The organism is Methylotenera sp. L2L1, from assembly GCF_000744605.1.
Lineage (GTDB): Bacteria > Pseudomonadota > Gammaproteobacteria > Burkholderiales > Methylophilaceae > Methylotenera.
This window is the reverse complement of record NZ_JQMG01000001.1, coordinates 646881-669429: the sequence shown is the minus strand read 5'-3', so window position 1 is coordinate 669429 and position 22549 is coordinate 646881. Positions and strand designations below refer to the sequence as shown.

The 22549-nt window shown below is 45.0% G+C and carries 23 protein-coding genes; 16 read left to right on the top strand and 7 right to left on the bottom strand.

Annotated elements, in window-relative coordinates:
• Window positions 1–13: 13 nt before the first annotated feature.
• Window positions 14–1330, top strand: a complete 1317-nt coding sequence (locus FG24_RS03205; protein WP_036300917.1) for a sigma-54-dependent transcriptional regulator — start codon at window positions 14–16, stop codon at window positions 1328–1330.
• Between the two features lie 123 nt (window positions 1331–1453).
• Entirely contained in the window at window positions 1454–2080 is a 627-nt protein-coding gene (locus FG24_RS03200; protein ID WP_036303903.1) for a hypothetical protein, read from the top strand.
• Between the two features lie 131 nt (window positions 2081–2211).
• Here the strand turns inward: FG24_RS03200 and hemB are convergent, their stop codons facing one another.
• The 7 genes from hemB to FG24_RS03165 form a co-directional block, all read right to left on the bottom strand.
• Window positions 2212–3201 carry a porphobilinogen synthase gene (gene hemB / locus FG24_RS03195; protein ID WP_036300915.1) on the bottom strand — a complete coding sequence of 330 codons (990 nt, stop codon included), beginning with the start codon at window positions 3199–3201 and terminating at the stop codon, window positions 2212–2214.
• A gap of 74 nt (window positions 3202–3275) precedes the next feature.
• On the bottom strand, window positions 3276–4064 hold the full coding sequence (trpC, locus tag FG24_RS03190; protein WP_036300913.1) for an indole-3-glycerol phosphate synthase TrpC: 789 nt from the start codon (window positions 4062–4064) through the stop codon (window positions 3276–3278).
• A gap of 59 nt (window positions 4065–4123) precedes the next feature.
• The gene (locus FG24_RS03185; RefSeq protein WP_036300911.1) at window positions 4124–4582 is read right to left on the bottom strand and encodes a DUF3465 domain-containing protein; all 459 of its coding nucleotides are present in this window, start codon (window positions 4580–4582) and stop codon (window positions 4124–4126) included.
• Complete coding sequence (trpD, locus tag FG24_RS03180) at window positions 4579–5595, bottom strand: anthranilate phosphoribosyltransferase (RefSeq protein ID WP_036300909.1); 1017 nt, start codon at window positions 5593–5595, stop codon at window positions 4579–4581. Before trpD ends, FG24_RS03185 begins: the two co-directional genes overlap by 4 nt.
• 4 nt (window positions 5596–5599) lie before the next feature.
• A complete protein-coding gene (locus FG24_RS03175) occupies window positions 5600–6163 on the bottom strand; it encodes an anthranilate synthase component II (RefSeq protein ID WP_036300907.1) in 564 nt (187 codons plus the stop codon).
• 187 nt (window positions 6164–6350) lie between these two features.
• Window positions 6351–7448, bottom strand: coding sequence for an NAD(P)/FAD-dependent oxidoreductase (locus FG24_RS03170; protein ID WP_369797040.1), 1098 nt, complete (start codon window positions 7446–7448; stop codon window positions 6351–6353).
• 10 nt (window positions 7449–7458) lie between these two features.
• Entirely contained in the window at window positions 7459–9444 is a 1986-nt protein-coding gene (locus tag FG24_RS03165; RefSeq protein WP_036300903.1) for a cation:proton antiporter, read from the bottom strand.
• A gap of 309 nt (window positions 9445–9753) precedes the next feature.
• Between FG24_RS03165 and FG24_RS03160 the strand changes: the two genes are divergently transcribed.
• From FG24_RS03160 to FG24_RS03095, 14 genes are all read left to right on the top strand, one after another.
• The gene (locus FG24_RS03160; protein ID WP_051901409.1) at window positions 9754–10779 is read left to right on the top strand and encodes a KpsF/GutQ family sugar-phosphate isomerase; all 1026 of its coding nucleotides are present in this window, start codon (window positions 9754–9756) and stop codon (window positions 10777–10779) included.
• Window positions 10780–11340, top strand: a complete 561-nt coding sequence (locus tag FG24_RS03155; protein ID WP_081880926.1) for a KdsC family phosphatase — start codon at window positions 10780–10782, stop codon at window positions 11338–11340.
• A gap of 67 nt (window positions 11341–11407) precedes the next feature.
• Window positions 11408–12130: an LPS export ABC transporter periplasmic protein LptC gene (lptC, locus tag FG24_RS03150; protein ID WP_036300900.1), complete on the top strand. Its 723-nt coding sequence runs from the start codon at window positions 11408–11410 to the stop codon at window positions 12128–12130.
• Between the two features lie 10 nt (window positions 12131–12140).
• Window positions 12141–12830, top strand: coding sequence for a lipopolysaccharide transport periplasmic protein LptA (gene lptA, locus FG24_RS03145; RefSeq protein ID WP_081880996.1), 690 nt, complete (start codon window positions 12141–12143; stop codon window positions 12828–12830).
• A 36-nt stretch (window positions 12831–12866) separates the two neighbouring features.
• Window positions 12867–13589: an LPS export ABC transporter ATP-binding protein gene (lptB, locus tag FG24_RS03140; protein ID WP_036300898.1), complete on the top strand. Its 723-nt coding sequence runs from the start codon at window positions 12867–12869 to the stop codon at window positions 13587–13589.
• Window positions 13586–15169 carry an RNA polymerase factor sigma-54 gene (locus FG24_RS03135; RefSeq protein ID WP_036300896.1) on the top strand — a complete coding sequence of 528 codons (1584 nt, stop codon included), beginning with the start codon at window positions 13586–13588 and terminating at the stop codon, window positions 15167–15169. Before lptB ends, FG24_RS03135 begins: the two co-directional genes overlap by 4 nt.
• A gap of 145 nt (window positions 15170–15314) precedes the next feature.
• Entirely contained in the window at window positions 15315–15641 is a 327-nt protein-coding gene (gene hpf / locus FG24_RS03130) for a ribosome hibernation-promoting factor, HPF/YfiA family (RefSeq protein ID WP_015833100.1), read from the top strand.
• Between the two features lie 36 nt (window positions 15642–15677).
• A complete protein-coding gene (gene hprK / locus FG24_RS03125) occupies window positions 15678–16619 on the top strand; it encodes an HPr(Ser) kinase/phosphatase (protein ID WP_036300894.1) in 942 nt (313 codons plus the stop codon).
• A 26-nt stretch (window positions 16620–16645) separates the two neighbouring features.
• Window positions 16646–17479: an RNase adapter RapZ gene (rapZ, locus tag FG24_RS03120; protein ID WP_036300892.1), complete on the top strand. Its 834-nt coding sequence runs from the start codon at window positions 16646–16648 to the stop codon at window positions 17477–17479.
• A gap of 38 nt (window positions 17480–17517) precedes the next feature.
• A complete protein-coding gene (locus tag FG24_RS03115) occupies window positions 17518–17940 on the top strand; it encodes a PTS sugar transporter subunit IIA (RefSeq protein ID WP_036300890.1) in 423 nt (140 codons plus the stop codon).
• A gap of 48 nt (window positions 17941–17988) precedes the next feature.
• Window positions 17989–18258, top strand: coding sequence for an HPr family phosphocarrier protein (locus FG24_RS03110; protein ID WP_036300888.1), 270 nt, complete (start codon window positions 17989–17991; stop codon window positions 18256–18258).
• Window positions 18255–20021, top strand: coding sequence for a phosphoenolpyruvate--protein phosphotransferase (gene ptsP, locus FG24_RS03105; RefSeq protein WP_036300886.1), 1767 nt, complete (start codon window positions 18255–18257; stop codon window positions 20019–20021). The genes FG24_RS03110 and ptsP overlap by 4 nt, the downstream gene beginning before the upstream one ends.
• A gap of 15 nt (window positions 20022–20036) precedes the next feature.
• A complete protein-coding gene (locus tag FG24_RS03100; protein WP_036300883.1) occupies window positions 20037–20378 on the top strand; it encodes a DUF4870 domain-containing protein in 342 nt (113 codons plus the stop codon).
• 36 nt (window positions 20379–20414) lie between these two features.
• A complete protein-coding gene (locus FG24_RS03095) occupies window positions 20415–22442 on the top strand; it encodes a M3 family metallopeptidase (protein WP_036300881.1) in 2028 nt (675 codons plus the stop codon).
• Window positions 22443–22549 lie beyond the last annotated feature (107 nt).

Here is a 22549-nt window from a genome sequence, read left to right as displayed (position 1 = left end):
TTAAACGAATCGTATGGCATCAAAACATATTTTAGTGATTGACGATGAAATAGGGATACGCGAACTATTGCGTGATATTTTGCAAGATGAGGGATACCACGTACAGTTGGCGGAAAATGCCGCAGCCGCACGCGCTATGCGTTTGCATGAGCGCCCGGATGTGGTGCTGCTCGATATATGGATGCCTGACTGCGACGGCATAAGTTTGCTAAAAGAGTGGGCAAATGGCGGCCTGCTCACGATGCCTGTCGTGATGATGTCTGGGCACGGCACAATTGATACTGCGGTGGAGGCAACGCGTATTGGTGCATTTGATTTTTTAGAAAAGCCGATTGCGCTACAAAAACTACTTAAAACAGTAGCTACTGCATTAAAGCATAGTGAGCAGCTACCAAAGTCAGAAATGAATTTGATTAGTTTGGGCAAAAGCCCAATTGTTGTGGCTTTAAAAGAGCGCCTAGATAAAATTGCCGCGAGCTCGACTGATGCGCCTAGTCCGGTTTTGTTGATTGGCCCGGTTGGATGCGGTGCTGAGTTATGCGCACGATTTTTGCATAATGCAAATACGCCATGGCTAGAGCTGGTTGAATACAGCCAGCTTGTGACGGCGCCGCTAGATGTACTAGCTTCTGCCAATGATGGCGTGGTATATCTGCCTGAAATTGCAGAGCTCAATAAAACCGAACAAAAAGGCTTGTTGCTTTTGATTACAAAAGCTGAGAAATATAATGTGCGCGTCATTTGCGGCACTAGCCACAACTTACAGAAGTTACAGGCCGAAGGCCTGTTTGATCACAACCTGTTGCAAATTTTATCGGCTGTTTCCTTAAGGGTGCCTGCATTAGAAGAGCACAAGGAAGATATTCCTGATTTAGTGGTGACGATTGCCAATTTGCAGTTTGAGCTAGCCAATGTAGCTTACCGTGAGTTTGATATTGCTGCATTAAATGCCCTACGTAACGCCAATTGGCCTGGAGATATTGCACAATTGGATGCGGTTGTACGTAATCTGATTCAGACCAGCTTGGGCGATAAGATTACTTTAGACGATGTGAATCGAGTTATGCATCAGTTTGAGCTTGGGCAGCAACCTGATGCTAAGGTGTCGATGACGACTGCAGTGAATGGTGCAACACGCGCCCCCTCTGAATTAGAGGCTAATCTTAACCAGCCTTTACGTGAGGCCCGTGATGAGTTCGAGCGACTTTATTTTAATTATCACATTAAATCTGTTGCGGGAAATATGAATAAACTGGCTGAGGTTTCTGGGCTGGAGCGTACACATCTGTACCGGAAACTTAAGCAATTAGACGTTAAAATCAAGGGTTAAGCATTCCAAATTTTTAGCATTAAATGATGAGCAGGCCATGCCATGATGATGTTACCAAATCCGCTAGGATGTATGGTTCATTATTGTGATGGTAATTATGCTCACGATAGCGTTTATAAAATAATGGCAAAAGAAAACTCACAACACATCCGTCAGTTAGTTGCACAGCAGGCCGCGCGCATGATGGCAGAGGATGGCATTTCAGACTACGCCTATGCCAAAAAGAAAGCTGGGCGGCAATTAGGCGCATTAGATAGTGGCAGTTTGCCCTCTAACACTGAGGTTGAGGAGGAACTTAAACTTTATAACGCCTTGTTTTTAAGTGAAGAGCAGCCAGAAAACTTGCGTGACTTACGCAAGAATGCGCTATTTACAATGCAGATGCTTGAGAAATTTAACCCACAATTGACTGGTGTGGTATTAGATGGTACGGCAGGGTTACTGTCAGAAACCCATATTCATTTATTTGCAGACAGTATTAAAGAAGTGGAAATGTTTCTGCTTAACCAGCAAATTCCATTTGATGTAAATGAGAAATCTTATCGCATCATGAATGATGGTAAGCGTGATAAAAGAGGCGATGGTCGTAAAACCGTGCCTGTATTTACATTAGAAATGGATACTGGGCTGATTAAGCTCAGTGTGTTTGAGGTAGATGATATTCGTGTGCCGACCAAGCGTGCAACCGATGGCAGTAACGCTGAACGGATAGGCATCGACGGATTAAAGGCTTTGATTGCCGCAGATTAAGTAAGCGCTTACTATGTGGCGTTTACTTAACTCTGATGATTGAAGTTACTAGTTTTTTATCGTTGCTAGTTTTTAAGATGCTGGACATTCAAATTGCTAGCGTTTGAAATGGTAAGTTTTTAGGAAAGTTGCTAGTCCTTGAGCCAGCGAGCAACATCCATGGCAAAGTAAGTCAAAATGCCATCAGCGCCCGCACGTTTGAATGCGAGCAAACTTTCCAGCACGCATGCTTTCTCATCCAGCCAGCCATTCTGGGCTGCTGCTTTTAGCATTGCATACTCACCGCTAACTTGGTATGCAAATGTAGGTACGCCAAACTCATCTTTAACCCGGCGTACAATGTCTAAATACGGCATACCTGGCTTAACCATCACCATGTCTGCACCTTCTGAAATATCCAACGCAACTTCTTGCATCGCTTCATCGCTATTGGCAGGATCCATTTGGTAAGTGTATTTATTGCTTTTGCCTAAGTTGGCAGCAGAGCCAACTGCATCACGAAACGGCCCATAAAATGCAGAGGCGTATTTAGCAGAATAGGCTAAAATTTTTGTATGGATGTTTCGCGTGCTTTCTAATGCTTCGCGAATCTGGCCAATGCGACCATCCATCATGTCACTAGGGGCTACAACATCCGCACCTGCATTAGCATGTGAGATGGCTTGTTTGACTAAGACGTCAATCGTCTCGTCATTAAGCACATAGCCTGAGTCATCAATCAGACCATCTTGCCCATGCGTCGTGTATGGATCTAAAGCAACATCTGTAATCACCCCCAGTTCAGGGTAGGCTGCCTTCAGCGCAATCACGGTACGTTGTACCAAACCCTCTGGGTTATAGGCCTCTTCTGCATCCAGACTTTTAAATTGTGCATCAACCACCGGAAACAAGGCGATGGCGGGAATCCCCAATGCCACACACTCGCCAGCGGTCTTAAGCAATACATCAATACTTTGGCGCTTTACGCCTGGCATGGAGGTTACTTCTTCAATGCGGTTTTCACCATCTAACACAAACACTGGATAAATTAAGTCGTTGCTTGTCAGTATATTTTCACGCATCAAGCGGCGTGAAAATGCATCTTTACGCATGCGACGTGGACGAGAATAAGGGTAGCTCATGATTAAACCTCAGTGAAAAGTGACTTTGTCATCAGTGTTTGGCAGGTGTTCTTTGTTGACCCTGAATGCTGGGCTTAAGCAAACACTTTTGCAAGCTCAACACCAGGTTCTGGCTGGCGCATAAATGCTTCCCCAACCAAGAACGTGTGTACATGATTGTTACGCATCAGTGCAACGTCTTCCTGGGTGAAAATGCCAGACTCAGTGACGACGATTTTGCCTTCTGGGATTCGCGCTAGTAGGCCTAGAGTCGTATCTAACGTGACATCAAATGTACGCAGATTGCGGTTATTAATGCCAAGTAGTGGGGTGTCGAGTTGCAGCGCAAGGTCTAATTCCTCACCGTTGTGGACCTCTACTAAAACTGCCATGCCTAGGCTGTGAGCAATTGATTCTAGTTCACGCATTTTGGCTAAGTCGATTGCGGCAGCAATCAGCAGAATGCAGTCAGCTCCCATCGCACGCGCTTCGTAAACTTGGTATGGGTCTATCATAAAGTCTTTGCGTAGTACGGGTAACTGACACGCGGCACGTGCCTGTATTAAATAATCTGGTGAGCCTTGAAAATACTCTACGTCAGTAAGTACTGACAAACATGCCGCGCCGCCTTGTTCATAGCTTGTTGCAATCTCGGCTGGTTTAAAATCTGCACGTATCACGCCTTTAGATGGGCTAGCTTTTTTGATCTCAGCAATCACCGCAGCTTGGCGATTGGCAATTTTTGTCCGTATGCTACCGACAAAGTCCCTTACTGTAATTGCAGCTGCGGCTTCTGTCTGTAGGACATCTAATGGTTTTTTGATTTTTGCGGCGGCAACCTCTAGCGTTTTCGTTGCAATGATTTTATTTAGAATGTCTGACATATGTTTTCGCTATTACATTGATAAATGAATTCGCATAAGAGTAATCTTACTACGCGTCTTTATTGGTATTTCTGGTTGTTGTGCATCACCCATCCGGCTTCATGGTCAGCGCGTGGCGCGTGATGGGTCCAGTGTATCACCCCGCCCTTTGGATTATATACATACTCACCATTAAACGAAATTGTATCGCCCACTTGTACAGGTACTCTAGGTGCAATGTCTATATTGTGCGCAAATAGCAAAGTTTGTTTGGCGTTGATTTTAACCAGAAACTTTTGGTGTTTGGCGTCTTTGTTATCATCGGGCAACAGTTTTACAATCACGCCAGTACCAGTGACTTGTACATCGCTTAATTTTGCAGCAAACGCTTGTTCAATGCTGGCATTGCTGGCCGCAGTTGGGTCTGTATGTTCGGTAACCTGAAGCTGCTGGGTACTGCTGGCATTGGGCTGATTACAGGCACATAAAGTAAATGCTAGACCAAGTGCGACGAGCCAGTGTGTAGCATCAACTCTCATGTGTTTGTCGTGCTGATGAGAGCCTGTAGTTTTTGCATTGCTTTTCCGCTATCTAGCATGCTTGCTGCAGCTTTAATGCCATCTGCTAGCGTAGATGCGATGCCTGAAACATAAATAGCAGCTCCTGCATTCAGTAAAACAATATCTCTGGCTGGGCCAGTTTTACCCGCAAGTAAGTTCAGAATCATGTCCTTAGATTCTTGTGCGTCATTTACTTTGATGCTACTTAGGTCGTGTAAATCTAAACCAAATTGGGTTGGATTAACCGTGTATTCACGTACCTCGCCATTTTTAAGTTCAGCCACATGGCTGTCACCTGTAAACGAGATCTCATCCATGCCGTCCGCGCCGCACACCACCATGACATGCTCGCTACCTAGTTGTTTGAGCACATGTGCTAATTTAGCTGTTAGGTCTGCTGAGAACACCCCCATGACCTGACGCTTAGCGCTGGCCGGGTTGGTTAAAGGGCCGAGTAAATTGAACAGGGTGCGAATACCAAGCTCGCGACGCACTGGTGCCGCATGTTTCATTGCGCTATGGTGATTCGGCGCGAACATAAATCCTAGACCCACTTGATTAACTGAACTAGCCACTTGCTCGGGGCTTAGGTTGACGTTCACGCCTAGTGCCTCTAATACATCTGCGCTGCCGCAAGTGGAAGACACTGAGCGGCCACCATGTTTAGCGACTTTTGCCCCAGCTGCTGCCGCAACGAACGCACTGACGGTCGAAATGTTAAAGGTTTGTATGCCATCACCACCTGTACCACAGGTGTCCACTAGATGATTGGCATCTTGAATATTCACTTTGGTTGAAAGCGCACGCATCACGCTGGCAGCGGCGGCAATCTCATCTACCGTTTCGCCTTTAATGCGTAACGCGACTAATATACCAGCAATCTGTGCGGGGGTTAGTTCGCCAGCCATGACTTGATGCATTAAGCTTTGCATCGCCTCAAAGCTTAAGTGTTCGCCCTTGATTAACAGGTTCAGCGTTTGCGCATAACTCATTGGATTAAGCTTTCAAGAAGTTATTTAAAAGCGCGTGCCCATGTTCGGTAAGGATAGACTCAGGATGGAACTGTACACCTTCAACCGCAAGTGTTTTATGACGTACACCCATGATCTCGCCATCATCTGTCCATGCTGTGATTTCCAAGCAATCAGGCAATGTTTCTTTTTCAATGACTAAGGAGTGATAGCGGGTCGCAGTGTATGGGTTAGGGAGCCCTTTAAATACACCAATATCATGATGATTGATGAGCGAGGTTTTGCCATGCATTAATTGTTTGGCATGGATGATATTGCCACCGAACGCCTGACCAATACTTTGATGACCTAAGCAAACACCTAGTAAAGGTATTTTGCCAGCAAATTCCTTGATTAACGGTACGCTAATGCCAGCCTCGTTGGGTGTACATGGGCCTGGTGAAATCACAATATGGTCAGGCTTCAGCTCTCTCACTTTAGCTAAATCAATTTCATCATTACGGTAGACCAATACCTCTTGGCCAAGCTCACCTAAGTATTGCACCAGGTTGTAGGTGAATGAGTCATAGTTGTCGATCATTAGCAGCATGTTCTGTCCTAATTTACTTGCTGGCTTTTCATCCGTGAAAAGCCTTGTATTATCAGCACTATTTTACCAACGCTTAAAATTTACGTATAGGTAAATACGCCAAATTACTGAAAAGAAATCATATATATTTGTGAGTTGATCTTTGTATCACTGCATCATCAACAAGGCTTGGATAGTTTGTTTAATGCTAGTGGGCACATGCATAAGGTGTTGCGTCTATGCTTGGCTTTTCTTCTGACATAATTGCCGCGATTAACTTCGCACTAGCTGGCGCCATGGTAAGTCCGTATCTAAAATGGCCAGTGTTTAAAAACAGATTTTTGATAGTTGGATGAGCGCCTATGGTGGGAAGGTTCTCAGGGGTGCCTGGGCGTAAGCCGCTCCAGTGCTTAATAATGGGCTGACCTTTTAGTTCGGGCATAATGGTTTCGGCCTTCATTCGCAGCTCTTCGCGTACGTCTTCTGTTACCCCGCTATCAAAGCCAACATCTTCCAGTGTGCTGCCGGCTAATAGGTGGCCATCTAAGCGGGGAATCATATAGAAGCCTTCTCTATATACCATTTGCTCTAGATTGTTAGTCGGTTTGTAAAGCAGGATTTGCCCGCGCATTGGCTTGATGTTGAGTTTTGCACTGGTCTGTTTCAGCAAATCAAAACTCCATGCACCAGAGGTGACCACAAATTGATCGGCGCTGAGTTTTTCGCCGTTTGTGGTTTGCCACTCGTTTAGTTCTTGTGTTTCTTCTAGCGGCACAAGCTGTGTATGCTCGAGCATAGTCACGTTGTGTTGATCTAGCCATTTACGCAAACCTTGCATTAAGTAGGGTGGGCGTATTTGGCATACGGTAGGCAGCCATAGCGCATCTTCACCGCTTGGCGATTGCACGCCAAAAGCTGCCGCCTTCACAGGTTGAAAGCTGAGTTGATTCTGCGCGCACCATGTTTCTGCCGCGTTCAGGTCAAATTTCGGTAGCAGTAAAAAGCCAGTCTGTGCAAAGTCCGATGGAAAGCCTGTTTCACGCTCTAGTTGTTGAGATAACGAGCGGTAAAAATTAGCGCTGTTATGCGTTAAGGTGTTGACCGCTTCAGAATATAGCCATGGTAATAGTGGAAAAATAATGCCGCCGCCTGCCCATGATGATTCGCCCGAAGTTTGGCTGGCGATTTGGTTGCGCTCAACAATAGTGACGCGGTGACCGCGCTTAATCAGCTCCATTGCGGTCATGCAGCCTACAATGCCGCCGCCGATAATCATGGTATGTTGTTTAGACATTAAATCCTCTATCTTTAAACCTTTATTTATTCGCGACACGGCCCATTAATAATGCATTTTCGGCGTTGGTTAAGCCAGTCGGCTGGCCTAGTAGCACGACCACGTCGCCTTCAGCGAGCGAGCTTTCGTTAGACATGGGAGCACCTTTCGCGTTGGGGCGGCGAATGTTTTTAATGCTGACATCAAAGCTATCCAGTTGCATATCGTCAAGGCGCCTGCCGATAGCATAAGCCCCTGCGGTGATAATGACGGAGTGAAGCCTGGCTTCTTGGTTAGCAATACCTTCGTTTTCAGTATCTGAAATACCGTGAAAGTAGCCTTTAAACATGCTGTAGCGCTCTTCACGAAACATTCTAATGCGCTTAACGACGCGGTTTAGCGGTACCCCAAGCAGCATCAATGCATGAGAAGCTAGCATTAAGCTGCCCTCTAAAATCTCTGGCACGACCTCTGTTGCACCAGCCTCACGCAGAATTTCCATATTGGAGTCATCTACAGTGCGGACGATGACCGGTAGCTGTGGGTAGTTTTCTTGTGCAATATGCAAAATCTTCATCGCAGCGCGGTTGTCGGCGTAGCTGATGATGAGGGCTTTGGCTCTAGCTGCACCGGCAGCTTCTAGCACGACACGTCTGGCAGCGTCGCCAAACATCACGTTTTCACCAGCAGCAGCGGCGTCTAAAACCCTGGATGGGTCAATATCCAATGCCACATAAGGGATGTTTTCCTCTTTTAGAAAGCGTCCGAGGTATTGGCCGCTACGTCCGTATCCGCAAATCACTACATGGTTATGTAGGTGTTTGCTGCCCTCACCAATCTCTTCTATGATTTGGCCGCTGTTGCGGGTGTAGCTGCGAGCTAGGCGGCGGGCAATGCGGCCATTATATTGAATAAGAAATGGGGCAATTACCATTGAAAGCAGAGCCGCGGCTAAAGTTATTTGCAGTGCAGGGCCTTCAATCAGTTTTTGTTCTGCGCCTAAAGCCAGAATCACAAAGCCGAACTCCCCCGCCTGCGCCAGAATGATGCCGGTACGTATTGCTACGCCGATTTCGTATTTAACGAATCGAACCACTGCGGTCACAATCACAGCTTTGAATAAAATGAATCCAAACAGAGTGAGTAGTATTACGCCGATATGGTTAATAATTTCCGTAAGATTGAGCAGCATCCCTACGCTAATGAAAAATAGTCCTAACAATATGTCGCGGAATGGTCCGATATCAGATTCCACTTGGTAGCGATATTTGGTTTCGGAAATCAGCATGCCCGCGACAAACGCACCTAATGCGTAAGATAAGCCGGCTGTTTTGGTGGCGAATGCTACCAATAAAGTGACCATTAGCACGTTCATCACAAATAGTTCGCGAGAACGCTGGCTGGCAACCAGATTAAACAAGGGGTTGATCAGCCATTTACCTACGGTGAATAGGAATAGCAGCATGCCAATCGCTTTAAGCGTGGCTAGCCCAAGTACATCAAATAGATTGGCATTTGCCGCACCAAGTGCAGGGATTAACACTAAAACCGGTACAACGATAATGTCCTGAAACAGTAATACACCGATACTTAAGCGACCGTGTCTTGAATTTAGGTCAATACGCTCAGCTAGAATTTTTGAAACAATCGCAGTGGATGACATGGTGAGTGCAGCACCTATCACAAAAGCTGCTGGCCAGCTGACCCCGACTAATTTGGCGATGCACATGGTGAGTGCTAGGGTAATAAATACCTGCGCACCGCCTAGGCCTAGTACTTTTGTACGCATTGCGTATAGCTGAGGTAGGCTGAATTCTAAGCCGATACTAAACATGAGAAATACAATGCCGAATTCGGCAAACTCACGGCTCGCTTCGTCATCCGGCAGCACGCCAAAGGTGTGTGGCCCTAGTGCTAGGCCTACTAAGAAATAAGCCAGCATGGCGGGCAGCTGTAGCTTGCGGAAAAGCGCAACAGCAAGCACTGAGCTGATGAGCAGCATTAGAATTAAAGGAAGTGTGCCTGACATATTGTCTTTATAGGAAGCTGATTTTTATTATTGAATTGTTAGTTTATCTATTGTTTCATAAAGCACATCAAAACTAGAAATATCTTAGTCGATTTTACGTAATTTTTTGTAAATAATCTGGGCCGATAGCAAAAACTATGCCCGAGGTGAGTTTTTTTTAGTTATTTTTGGCAATATTCCCATATTCATCATGCTTTAGGCTTTATCACTCAAGCATTCCCTTTTATACTAGTTGCTTAATGCTTTAATTGTTAAAAAGTTATTTAATTGATGATTAAAGTGTAGATAAAATTTGAGTGTAAATAATTTATGGTGCAGACATCACAGATTAAAGCGTCACATGTGTCGCGTGGACCGCAATCGGTAGATCAAACACAAACGCTCGCACTGGCAAAAGAGATTCTGCAGCTGGAATCAAGCGAAATAGATGCGTTAGCACAGCGTTTGGACCATCGCTTTAGTGAAGCGGTGTCCTTGATTTTGCAGTGCAAAGGGCGTGTGGTCGTGAGCGGAATGGGTAAGTCTGGTCATATCGGCGGTAAAATTGCCTCTACACTGGCCAGCACTGGAACGCCTGCTTTCTTTATGCATCCAGCGGAAGCGAGCCATGGTGATTTGGGTATGATTACCGCAGGGGATGTCGTGATTGCGCTTTCTAACTCAGGTGAGAGCGATGAGATTCTAGCTATTCTTCCCCCGCTAAAGCGATTGGGTGCGAGCATTATTGCTATTACTGGAAATGATGCATCAAGCTTGGCCGCAGCCGCGGATATCCATTTAAGTGCGCATGTGAGTAAAGAGGCTTGCCCTCTAGGCTTGGCGCCAACTTCAAGTACTACCGTTGCGTTAGCGCTAGGCGATGCCTTGGCGCTTTGCGTGCTGGATTTACGTGACTTCACCGCTGAAGATTTTGCGCGGTCGCATCCTGGAGGTAGTTTAGGGCGTCGTCTATTGGTGAGAGTGAGTGACTTGATGCGCACGGGTGATGATGTGCCTCATGTGTCTGAGCAGGCTAGTTTAGCTGAGGCTTTGCTTGAGATGTCACGCAAAGGCTTAGGGCTAACAGCAGTTATCGATGCGGAACGGAAACCGATTGGTATCTTTACGGATGGGGATTTAAGGCGTGCTTTTGAGCAAAATATCAATGTGATGACCTCCAAGATTCTCGATGTGATGCATTCAAATCCAAGCACGATTCATCAGGATCAGCTTGCTATTGCTGGGGTTGAGGTGATGGAGCAGCGCAAAATCAATGGATTGTTAGTTGTGGATGATGGCGGTTATTTGGTCGGTGCATTGAATATGCATGATTTGTTATTGGCAAAGGTGGTTTAGGTGAGTGTGTCACAAAATAATATAGCCCTAACTGAGCGATTGAAGAATATTCGATTGTTGGTATTGGATGTGGATGGCGTAATGACTGATGGTGGCCTGACGATTGGGGATGATGGTCAAGAATATAAGACGTTTCATGCACATGATGGTTTGGGGATGAAGCTGTTGAAAGCAACCGGCGTTAATTTGGCAATTATTACCGGACGCACTTCAGAAGTCGTTAAGAAGCGCGCTGAAAGCACAGGCGTTGCCCATTTTTACCAAGGCGCAGAAGATAAACTGGCGGCGTTGCAGGACTTAATTAAGCTGAGCGGGCTGGAAGCTGCACAATGTGCCTTTATGGGGGATGATGTTGTAGACCTGCCGCCTATGTTGAATTGTGGCCTAGCGATTGCGGTGCCAGATTCGCCAGATTTATTACTGAAGCACGCGCATTATGTGACGCAAAAAAAAGGCGGCAGAGGCGCTGTGCGTGAAGTGTGCGAGTTGATTATGCAGGCGCAAGGTACATTTGACGGGCAAATGGCACGATTTTTAACGCAAGCTAGTATTTCCAACTAGGTAGAGAGTGCATCTGCATGAGTAAACAGTTAATGCAATCTAGCCTCAGCGGTGTGGGCGTTTAGGTATGCAACTCGGCACAAAATCCGCGATTGTTTTTCCTTTAGCTTTATTGCTATTGTTGGCTTTACTTACATTTTGGATTGATAAGTCGGTTCAGCCTCAGATGCCTAAATTGGATGGCAGTAGCCGTCATGATCCAGACTATGTCATGAGTAACTTTGAGACGACACAAACCGATGTGAATGGTGCGCTGCGTTACAAATTGGCGGCAAATGAGATGAAGCATTTTCCTGATGTAGATACCACGGATTTGATTAAGCCACGTTTTACACAGTTTGCAAAGGATAAGCCTTATACTAAGCTGGAAGGTGATACGGGTAATGTTTCCAGCGATGGTGAGCAAATTGAGGTGTTTGGTAAGGTGCTGGTGATGCGAGAAGCTTTCGGTGATAAGGGTGAACTGACGGTAGAGACGGATTACCTTAAAATTTTACCTAATGAAGAATATGCGACGACAGATCGCCCTGTGGTGATTAAACAGGCGCCAGGTACGGTCATTTACGCAACGGGGCTGATTTATGAGAAAAAGCAGCAAACAGTGACGTTGTTGCATAAAGTGCGTGCACATTATGAGCGTCCTGCCGCAAAAGCAAAAAAATCCATGACATCAAGTCACAAGACATCAAATCAAAAGAACAATCAGCAAGTAAAGGCAGCTAAGCCAACTGCCGATGCTCAACGAGATAAACCAGATAACAATGCGCGCATTCGGAGACGCTATGAATAGGCAGTTTTTCATGATTAAAGTAAATACATTATCGAATCTATTGTTATGTGGGGTTTTATTGTTAAGCCTGAATGGCCGGGTATGGGCAGAGGCAGCGGACCGCGACAAACCGATTGATCTAGAAGCCGATACAATGAAAGTGGATGATGCAAAGCAAATTAGTACATATGCGGGCAATGTGATTCTCACGCAGGGTACGCTGGAGATTCATGCAGATAAATTGATTGTGCGTGAAGATAAAGAGGGCTTTCAGCATAGCACTTCCTTAGGTAACCCGACGACGTTTAGACAAAAACTTGAGGGTAAAAATGAGTACATTCAAGGCAGTGCGCAGCGGATTGAATATGACGGACGCATGGATAAAGTGCAGTTGTATACAAAAGCGTGGGTGAAGCGTGGCGAAGACGTCGTGCATGGTGATTATATTATGTACGATGCCAATGCTGAGTATGCTGAGGTAATTGGCGGAGGTTCACAGAATGCGACTTCTGGTACGGGGCGTGTACGTGCTGTGATTCAACCTAAAAATAAAAAAGCGCCAGTCGAGATTAAACCTGAAGTTCCATCCACTAAAGCGAAGCCAGATGCTTCTAGCGGTAACGGCTCGATTCCTAGTGCTAAAGATGCAAGATTCAGCCGCACTTTGGAAGTTAGCAAAAGTGCAGCGGAAGTCAGTAAAAATACTAGCAATGCTCAATAATTTTCAAAATAATAACTGCATGATAAGTGGGCAATGATGAGCGAACTGATTGTAGAAAATTTACGTAAATCTTATAGTGCACGTACTGTGGTGCAAGACATTTCTTTAACGATTAAAAGTGGTGAAGTGGTCGGCTTGTTAGGGCCTAATGGTGCCGGTAAAACAACCAGTTTTTATATGATTGTTGGGTTGGTCGCCTTGGATGCAGGTAGAATTGCACTAGATGGTGCAGATTTGAGCCGTATGCCGATTCACATGCGCGCCAGAATGGGCTTGTCCTACTTGCCGCAGGAAGCTTCAATCTTTCGCAAGTTAACGGTCACCGAAAATATTTTAGCAATTTTGCAGTTACAGGATATCTCAGAAGAAGAAATGTCTGAGCGTTTGGAGTCTCTGCTAGAAGAATTGCATATTACGCATATACGTGACAGTGCCGCGGTGAGCTTGTCTGGCGGTGAGCGCCGTCGTGTAGAGATTGCTCGCTGTTTGGCATCTGATCCTAGCTTTATTTTGTTAGATGAACCATTTGCCGGTATTGATCCCATTGCTGTGATTGATATTCAGCAAATTATCCGCTTCTTAAGTTCTCGCAATATCGGTGTGTTGATTACTGATCATAATGTGCGTGAAACACTAGGTATTTGCGATCGCGCTTATATTGTGAATCAAGGGCATGTGTTCGCCTCAGGTGTTCCAAGTGAAATCGTTGCGAATGAAAGTGTAAGAGAAGTGTATTTAGGTAAAGATTTCCGCCTATGAAGCAAGGTTTACAGCTTAAGTTTTCACAGAATCTATCACTGACGCCACAGTTGCAGCAGGCGATTCGTCTGTTGCAGCTTTCAACATTGGAGTTAAATCAAGAAATTGATGTGTTGATGCAAACCAATCCTTTGCTGGAGCGGGGCGATGACACTGAAGATGAGTACGGCAATGAAGTTGAGTCAGTGGCTGATGGCGCAGATTTGAGTGCGCAAAGCGCTGAGGTTGTGACGGATGTAGATAAGCCTGAAGTGGATGGTTTTGATGCTGATTATTTAGATTCAGGCCATGAGTTTTCTGGCTTGGATTCTACTGTATCAAGCCCTGCTGAGCCGGTCGAGCCTTCTGAGTTTGAAGTGTCAAACTCAGAGTACGCGGATACTTTCTCGGCCGAGTTCGGTGATGAGTTCGATGAGTTTTCAAATGGTAGCCGTTGGGATGAAAACACCATGCCGGCGGACGATGACAGCGATTTTAAACCACAAGAAACCTTGCAGACGAGTTTGCGTGAGCATTTGCTCTCTCAATTAAAGCTAATGCCGCTGTCGGAGCGTGACCAGTCGCTTGCATTAATGTTGGTTGATAGCATCAATGATGATGGATATTTGGAGCAGTCATTAGAAGAAATCGCTGAACTGATGCCAGAAGAGCTGGAAATTGATGCGATGGAGCTGCAAACTGCATTGCGCCATGTGCAGCATTTAGACCCTGCAGGTGTCGGTGCGCGCAACCTAAGTGAGTGTTTACTTTTGCAGTTAGAAGTGCTGCCAAAATTTACGCCACATTTAGCCTTAGCTAATTTAGTGGCAAAGCATTATCTACCGGTGTTGGCCTCGCGTGATTTTGTAAAACTGCGTAAAGAGTTGGGCTGTGATGAAGCAACCTTAAAGCAGGTGCAGCAATTAATCACCAGTTTAAACCCGCGTCCTGGCAGTGCGTTTAGTCATATAGGCTCAGAACACTACATACAGCATGAAGTGATTGTCAAAAAAGTAAAAGGTATCTGGATCGCCAGTTTGAATGACAGCGTGATTCCTAAATTGAAAATCAACCAGCTGTATGCTGGCATCTTAAAGCGTAATCGTGATAGTTCTAGCCAGTATTTGCAAAGCCAGATGCAGGAAGCCAAGTGGATGATTAAAAATATCCAGCAACGGTTTTCTACCATTCTGCGAGTGTCACAAGCGATTGTGGATAGGCAGCGCAATTTCTTGGAGTACGGTGAAGTCGCTATGCGTCCGCTGGTGTTAAGGGAGATTGCCGACGAGCTTGATTTGCACGAGTCGACCATTTCACGTGTGACGACTAATAAATATATGCTGACACCTCGTGGTATTTTTGAGCTTAAGTACTTTTTCGGTAGTTCTGTTGCGACAGATAGCGGCGGTACTTGTTCGGCAACGGCTATTCGCGCATTGATTAAGCAGTTGGTTGACCAAGAAAACCCCAAGAAGCCTTACTCCGATAATCAGATTACAGATTTGCTGGCAAAGCAGGGCATTGTGGTCGCACGACGCACAATTGCTAAGTATCGTGAGTCAATGAATATAGCACCTGCGAGCTTAAGAAAATCGTTATAACTGAATTGTTTAAATCTACGTAAAAAATTGTTGAATTCCTTGCCACAGACCCAATGAAAAGTTGTAAACTGAAATTGTTCTGTAAGTCTTAATCACGAATCTCTGACAATTAATATTTGCGGAATATTTTCAAAAGGAGCAAGTCATGAATTTACAATTAACAGGTCATCATTTAGAAATTACGCCCGCTTTACGTGACTATGTCACTAGCAAATTAACTAAAATCAGTAATCACTTTGATCATGTGATCGATGTCAAGGTGACCATGAGTGTCGAAAAGCTGGCTCAAAAGGTTGAAGCTACACTGCATGTGCCTGGTAATGATTTACACGCAGAATGCCAAGATGAAAATATGTATAGTGCAATCGATATGTTGACCGACAAGCTGGACCGTCAAGTGGTGAAACATAAAGAGAAAAATACAAATCATCACAAAGCGAATGGTGCAGTTAAGCATCAAAACATTGACTGAGTTTTTTAGTATTTAATTCTTTTTGTTACCTTAAATATGGCTCAATTCAACGTCGCTGAGCTATTCAAACAAACCCGCCGTAAACTCAAATTAAGTTGGGTTGCAGGACTCAACGGCGGGTCAAATACTCTCACTAGCGAAACAGTTACTAAACCATCCTTGGCACTGATAGGCCATCTTAACTTTGTACATCCGAATCGAGTGCAGGTGTTAGGCTGTGCTGAGATGGACTATATTACCAATTTGCCCACTGCTGACGCAGAGCGTGCAATCAATAATCTATTTTCTACCGATTTAGCAGCCGTTATTGTTGCGAACGGTGAGAAAGTGCTTGATATACTGTTGGCTGCGGCCGATCAGCACAACGTTCCATTATTTACCTCTACCTTACGCAGCCCAGAGCTTATGGATATCCTGAGTCACTTCTTGGCGCAGGCGATGGCTGAGACTATTAGTGTGCATGGCGTGTTTATGGAAGTACAGGGTTTTGGCGTGTTACTTAAAGGCGAAGCCGCTATCGGTAAGAGTGAGCTTGCGTTAGAGCTGATTTCACGCGGACACCGACTGATTGCCGATGATATTGTAGATTTTTTCAGGATATCGCCTGAACGCATAGAGGGGCGCTGTCCCCCGTTATTAGAAGACTTTTTAGAAGTCCGCGGTTTGGGTATTTTAAATATACGCGCCTTATTTGGTGATAACGCGGTTAAACCTACTAAGCCGCTGGATTTAATTATTCAGTTAGAGAAGGCGGATCTGCAAACTTTGCAGATGTTAGACCGACTAAGTATTAAAACGCAGCATGAAGAAGTGCTTGGATTAAAAGTGACCAAGGTACATATTCCGATTGCTGCCGGGCGAAATATTGCTGTGTTGGTCGAGGTTGCCGTGCGTAACCATATGTTGCTGTTGCGTGGCGTGAATGCGACAAAGCAGTTGATGCAACGTCAGCAGCGCGCAATGAAGCAACACAAGTAACTTTTCTACTAGGGCTCATCGAATCCATGAAACAACTGATTATTGTCACCGGTCTTTCTGGATCAGGAAAGAGCATTGCATTACGTGCGCTTGAAGATAGCGGCTATTACTGTATCGACAACTTACCGGCTACCATGTTGGCCACGATTGCCGATCATTTAGATGCTGACCATAAGCGCATTGCCATTAGTATTGATAGCCGTAGTATTGCCATTGAAACCCTGCCGGTACATATTGACCAACTTAAATCAAAGAGCATTGATGTGCAGGTGTTGTTCTTGGAGTCAAATGTTGAAACTTTGGTCAAACGATTTAGCGAAACAAGACGTAAACATCCGCTCAGTAAGGCTTCTATTACTTTGGCTGAGAGTATTGCGCTTGAACGTGATTTACTGGGCGGCTTGGGTAGTCTTGGACATGTGATTGATACTAGCTATTTAAGTGCTAATACACTGCGTGGCTGGGTGAAAGAGGTCGTGTCGATAGAGCATACAGGATTAACGTTGTTGTTTACCTCGTTTGGTTTTAAGCATGGCATTCCATTAGATGCAGATTTTGTGTTCGATGTGCGCTGCTTACCTAATCCGCATTACGACCCTGCGCTACGTGACCTGACCGGGCGTGATGAAAAGGTACAGGACTTTTTAAAAGATCATGCAACCGTGAACGAGATGATGCATGATATTAGAAATTATGTTGAGAAATGGTTACCATGCTTTGTGTCGGATAACCGTAGTTACCTGACGGTGGCAATTGGCTGCACTGGGGGGCAACATCGTTCTGTGTATTTGGTAGAGCAGTTAAGCCAATACTTTCAAGATAAACAGAAAGTACTAACACGACATCGGGAATTAAAATAAAACTCGAGCATTAAAATAAATAGGATTGATTTTAAACAATGATAGGTATTTTGATTGTAACGCATGGCACATTAGGTGAGAGCTTAATCTCGTGTGCAAGCCATGTGTTAGGTGGTACGCCTGCACAAATTGCATCATTAGCGGTCGATGGAAAAGATGACCCCAATATTGTCTTGCCCAAAGCGCTCGGTATGGTAGCGCAGCTAAACAGTGGCGATGGTGTGCTGGTGCTGTCGGACATGTATGGTGCAACACCATGTAATATCGTTGTTAAGCTTTTACAGCAAGATGTGGTCGCTGGCGTCGCAGGGGTCAGCTTACCTATGCTGGTTAGGGCGATGACCTATCGGCATGAGCCACTAAGTATCGTCGTAGAAAAGGCCATCAGTGGTGGTCGTGAAGGTGTGGTGCAGTTTACTAGCCAAGAATGTAAACGGTATGAACAAGATTCTTCCAATTAATCACAATTACAAAAATAACCAATTAGAACAACAACTAGGCCCAATAGCATGATTAGTAAAGAGCTGGAAATCATTAATAAACTAGGTTTGCATGCACGTGCATCAACCAAACTGACGCAAGCAGCTGGTAAGTTTGCAAGTGAAGTATGGATTACACGCAATGGTCGTCGCGTAAATGCCAAAAGCATTATGGGCGTGATGATGCTAGCTGCCGCACAGGGTTCTATTGTGACATTGGAGGCGAGTGGAGCCGATGAGTCTAACGCAATCGATGCGCTGGTGGCGCTGATTAATAGCCGTTTCGGTGAGGATGAATGAGTAGTTTGACTATACCTAGCTTTAGCATCCATGGCGTCGCTGTTTCTAGCGGCATTGCCATTGGACAGGCGCATCTTGTTTCTAATGCGCTGTTAGAGGTTGTCCATTATCAGCTACCCAAACATTTAATTGAAACCGAAATTGATCGGTTTAGCGAAGCAATTGCCAGTGTTAAGGCCGAGTTAGAGCAAATCAATCATAGCTTGCGTAAAAATGCACCTGCAGAGTTAAGTGCGTTTGTGGGTACGCATTTAATGATGTTAGAAGATAAGTCTTTAACAGAAATACCTAAGGATATTATTCGAAACGAGCAGTGCAATGCCGAGTGGGCTATCAAACTGCAAATGGATGATATTGTCGAGCAGTTTGAGCAAATTGAAGATGTGTATTTTCGTGAGCGTAAACAGGACGTTGTACAAGTCGTTGAGCGTATTATTAAAGCGCTGTTGGGGCATCCGAGCCAGCTAAGTTCTGAGCAACAGTTGAGTGCCGTGAATCAGGAACGAAAGCTGATTTTAGTCGCACATGACATTTCACCAGCGGATGCTATCCAGTTTAAACAGCATCAGTTTGCTGCATTTGTCACTGATGTTGGTGGCGTTACTTCGCACACTGCTATTTTGGCGCGTAGTCTTAATATCCCATCCATTGTTGCGCTGCAGCGTGCGCATGATTTAATCAATGATGGTGAGCTGATTATTGTTGATGGCCACTTGGGCATTGTCATTGTCAGTCCGTCAAAAGAGATTTTGGCTGAGTACAAATTACGTCAAGATCAGTGGGAATTAGAGCAACAAAAGCTTAAGCGCATCAAGAGTACGAAGGCGGTCACTATCGACGGCGCTAGTATTGATTTGCTGGCGAATATTGAAGTACCAGAAGATGTGGCCGCAGTAAAGCTTGCGGGTGCTACTGGCATTGGCTTGTATCGAACAGAGTTTCTTTTCATGAATCGGCACGATACGCCCGATGAAGAGGAGCAGTTTGTTGCATATAAGGCAGTGGCTGAGGCGATGAAAGGTGCACCGGTCACCATTCGTACATTAGATCTGGGTGCAGATAAGCAGGCTAATTCTGACACGGTTGTGAACTGCGCAAACCCAGCCTTAGGTTTACGTGCAATTCGTTTATGCTTATCTGAGCCGCAAATCTTTCATACACAATTGAGAGCTTTGTTGCGTGCCTCACATTTTGGCAATATTAAGATTTTGATTCCTATGCTTTGTACGCTTTCAGAATTGCGACAAACTAAGCTATTGCTTGAGCGCGCGAAACAAAGCTTACGCAAAGAGAGTATTCCTTTCGATGAAAATATTGCGCTAGGCGGCATGATAGAGATTCCTGCTGCTGCCATTAATGCAGAAGCGTTTGCCAATGAGTTAGACTTTTTATCGATTGGTACTAATGATTTAATTCAATACACCTTGGCGATAGATCGGACAGATGATGCCGTTGCGCATTTATATAATCCTTTACACCCATCCATATTGAAGTTGATTTCAATGACGATAAAAGCGGGTGCAAAACTAGGAAAACCAGTATCCGTGTGCGGCGAAATGGCAGGTGACGCAAGGTTTACTAGGTTGCTTTTAGGGATGGGCTTGCAACAGTTATCTATGCACCCATCACATATCCTGAGTGTTAAGCAGCAGGTGCTGCATAGTCAGCTTGCTGAGTTAAAAACGCAAGCACGCAAAGTGTTGAGCTTAACTGACATAGAAAAAATTGAACTCATCCTCACCAAATTTAATCAGACTCATTAACGAGAGGGCATTTAAATGAGTAACGTGATATTAGTACCAAGTAATGATGATAAGAACATCGCAACGGTTACCCATCTGAGTGGTATTTTGTTTACGTTCATTCCCTCTTTGATTGTTTGGCTGCTAAAAAAGAACGACAACGAATATCTATCAGCACAAGCTAAAGAAGCGTTAAATTTCCAAATCACTATCCTGCTAGCACAGTTTGTGGCGGGCATTTTGGTTGCCATACTGGTTGGCTTTTTGCTGTTGGGAATTATTTGGCTGTTCAATCTTGTTTTATGCGTGGTTGCCGCCATCTCTACTAGTAATGGCGAAACCTATCGTTACCCATTGAGTCTACGTCTTATCAATTAATGCTGTACTAAATTAACGCTGTGCTAAGGATTGTTTGTGTCAAACCCATTATTACATTTTGCAGGATTACCTAAATTTAATGAAATCAAGCCTGAGCATGTCGGCCCTGCCGTAGATAGTCTGATTGCCGAAGGGCGTGCGTTAGTCGAGCAACTTGCAACCAGCCCAGAAGCCCCAACATGGCATAATTTTGCGGTTAAGCTAGAAGATCATAGTGAAAAACTAGGTCGTTCATGGAGCCAAGTTGGCCATATGAATGCAGTGGTCAACAGCCCGGAACTACGTGAAGCGTATAACGACAATTTGGCAAAACTCACCGATTTTTATAGTGACGTATCGCAAGATGAGCGTTTGTACGCAAAGTTTAAATCTATTCAAGCCAGTGCTGAGTTTGCCAACCTCTCACCTACACAGCAAAAAATTGTGAATAATGAAGTGCGAGATTTTAAATTAGGTGGGGCGGAGTTACCTGCCGAGCAAAAAGCACGCTTTAAAGAAATCAGTGAAGCCTTGTCTAAGCTGGGTAGTAAGTTTGAAGAAAATATCATGGACAACACCAATGACTTTAAACATGTCGTTGAAAATGTCGCTGATTTAGCTGGCCTGCCAGAAGATGCAATCGAAGCTGCCAAAGAGGCAGCAACGGCGGATGGGAAAGAGGGCTACCAATTTAGTTTGCACTTCCCATCTTATATGCCAGTGTTGCAGTACGCAGATAATCGCGCGTTACGCGAAACCATGTACCGAGCTTATGCCACACGCGCTTCCGAGTTAAGCAAGCCAGAATGGGATAACACGACCTTAATTAGCGACATTCTCAAGCTCAAACGAGAAGAAGCGCAAACGCTTGGCTTTAGCAACTATGCCGAACTATCGCTTGCTACCAAGATGGCCGATAGCCCTAAACAAGTGACTGAATTTTTAAATACGTTGGCAAAGCGCGCCAGGCCTTATGCACAAAAAGATATGCAAGAGCTGACAGCTTACGCCAGCAAGCTCGGCATTGTCGACATGCAAGCTTGGGATGTGGCCTATGTGAGTGAGAAGTTACGTGTTGAAAAATATGCGTTTTCAGATCAAGAGGTAAAACAGTATTTCCCAGAAAATAAAGTGCTGGCTGGTTTGTTTAAAGTCACCGAAATCATTTTTGGCGTACAAGTACGTAAAGTGGATGCCCCTGTATGGCATGCAGATGCAAGTTTTTATGAAATTACAGACCGTGCTAATCAGCCGGTTGCTTATTTCTACTTAGACCTTTATGCACGTAACCATAAACGCGGTGGTGCATGGATGGATGAATGCATCAGCCGTCGCCAGAAAGAAAATGGTGTCGAGCTACCTGTTGCCTATCTAACTTGTAACTTCTCAGCACCTGTTGGTGACAAGCCTGCATTGTTCACGCACGATGACGTCATCACCATGTTCCATGAGTTTGGTCATGGCTTGCACCATATGCTGACGCAAGTGGATGAATACGGCGTGTCTGGTATTAAAGGCGTGGAGTGGGATGCTGTAGAGTTGCCAAGTCAGTTTATGGAAAACTTCTGCTGGGAATGGGATGTCTTGCGCCATATGACAGCGCATGTGGAAACTAGTGTGCAATTGCCGCGTGAGTTGTTCGATAAAATGGTGGCCGCTAAAAACTTCCAAGCGGGTATGCAAACTGTTCGTCAAATCGAATTTTCACTGTTCGATATGCGCCTACATGGCGAGTTTGACCCTAATGGTAAGCTCACCGCGCTAGATTTGATTGAACAAGTACGTGATGAAGTCGCCGTGGTTAGGCCGCCAAAATGGAACCGATTTCCAAACAGCTTTAGCCATATCTTTGCAGGTGGCTACGCCGCTGGCTACTACAGCTACAAGTGGGCAGAAGTGCTGTCAGCCGATGCTTACAGCCTATTTGAGGAAATGGGTGTGCTTTCAGACGAGGCAGGTAAACGCTTTAAAAATGAAGTGCTAGCAAAAGGCGGTTCACGTCCTGCAATGGAGTCGTTTGTGGCATTTAGGGGTAGAGAGCCGAGCATGGATGCGTTGCTAAGGCATAATGGAATGAGTAGTTAAACTTAATGTCACATTGAACATAAAAAAGCCAAGATTCAATATCTTGGCTTTTTTATGTTCAATGTCCGAATAAATTATTGAATACAAATTACTCTAGAGGCCGCGTG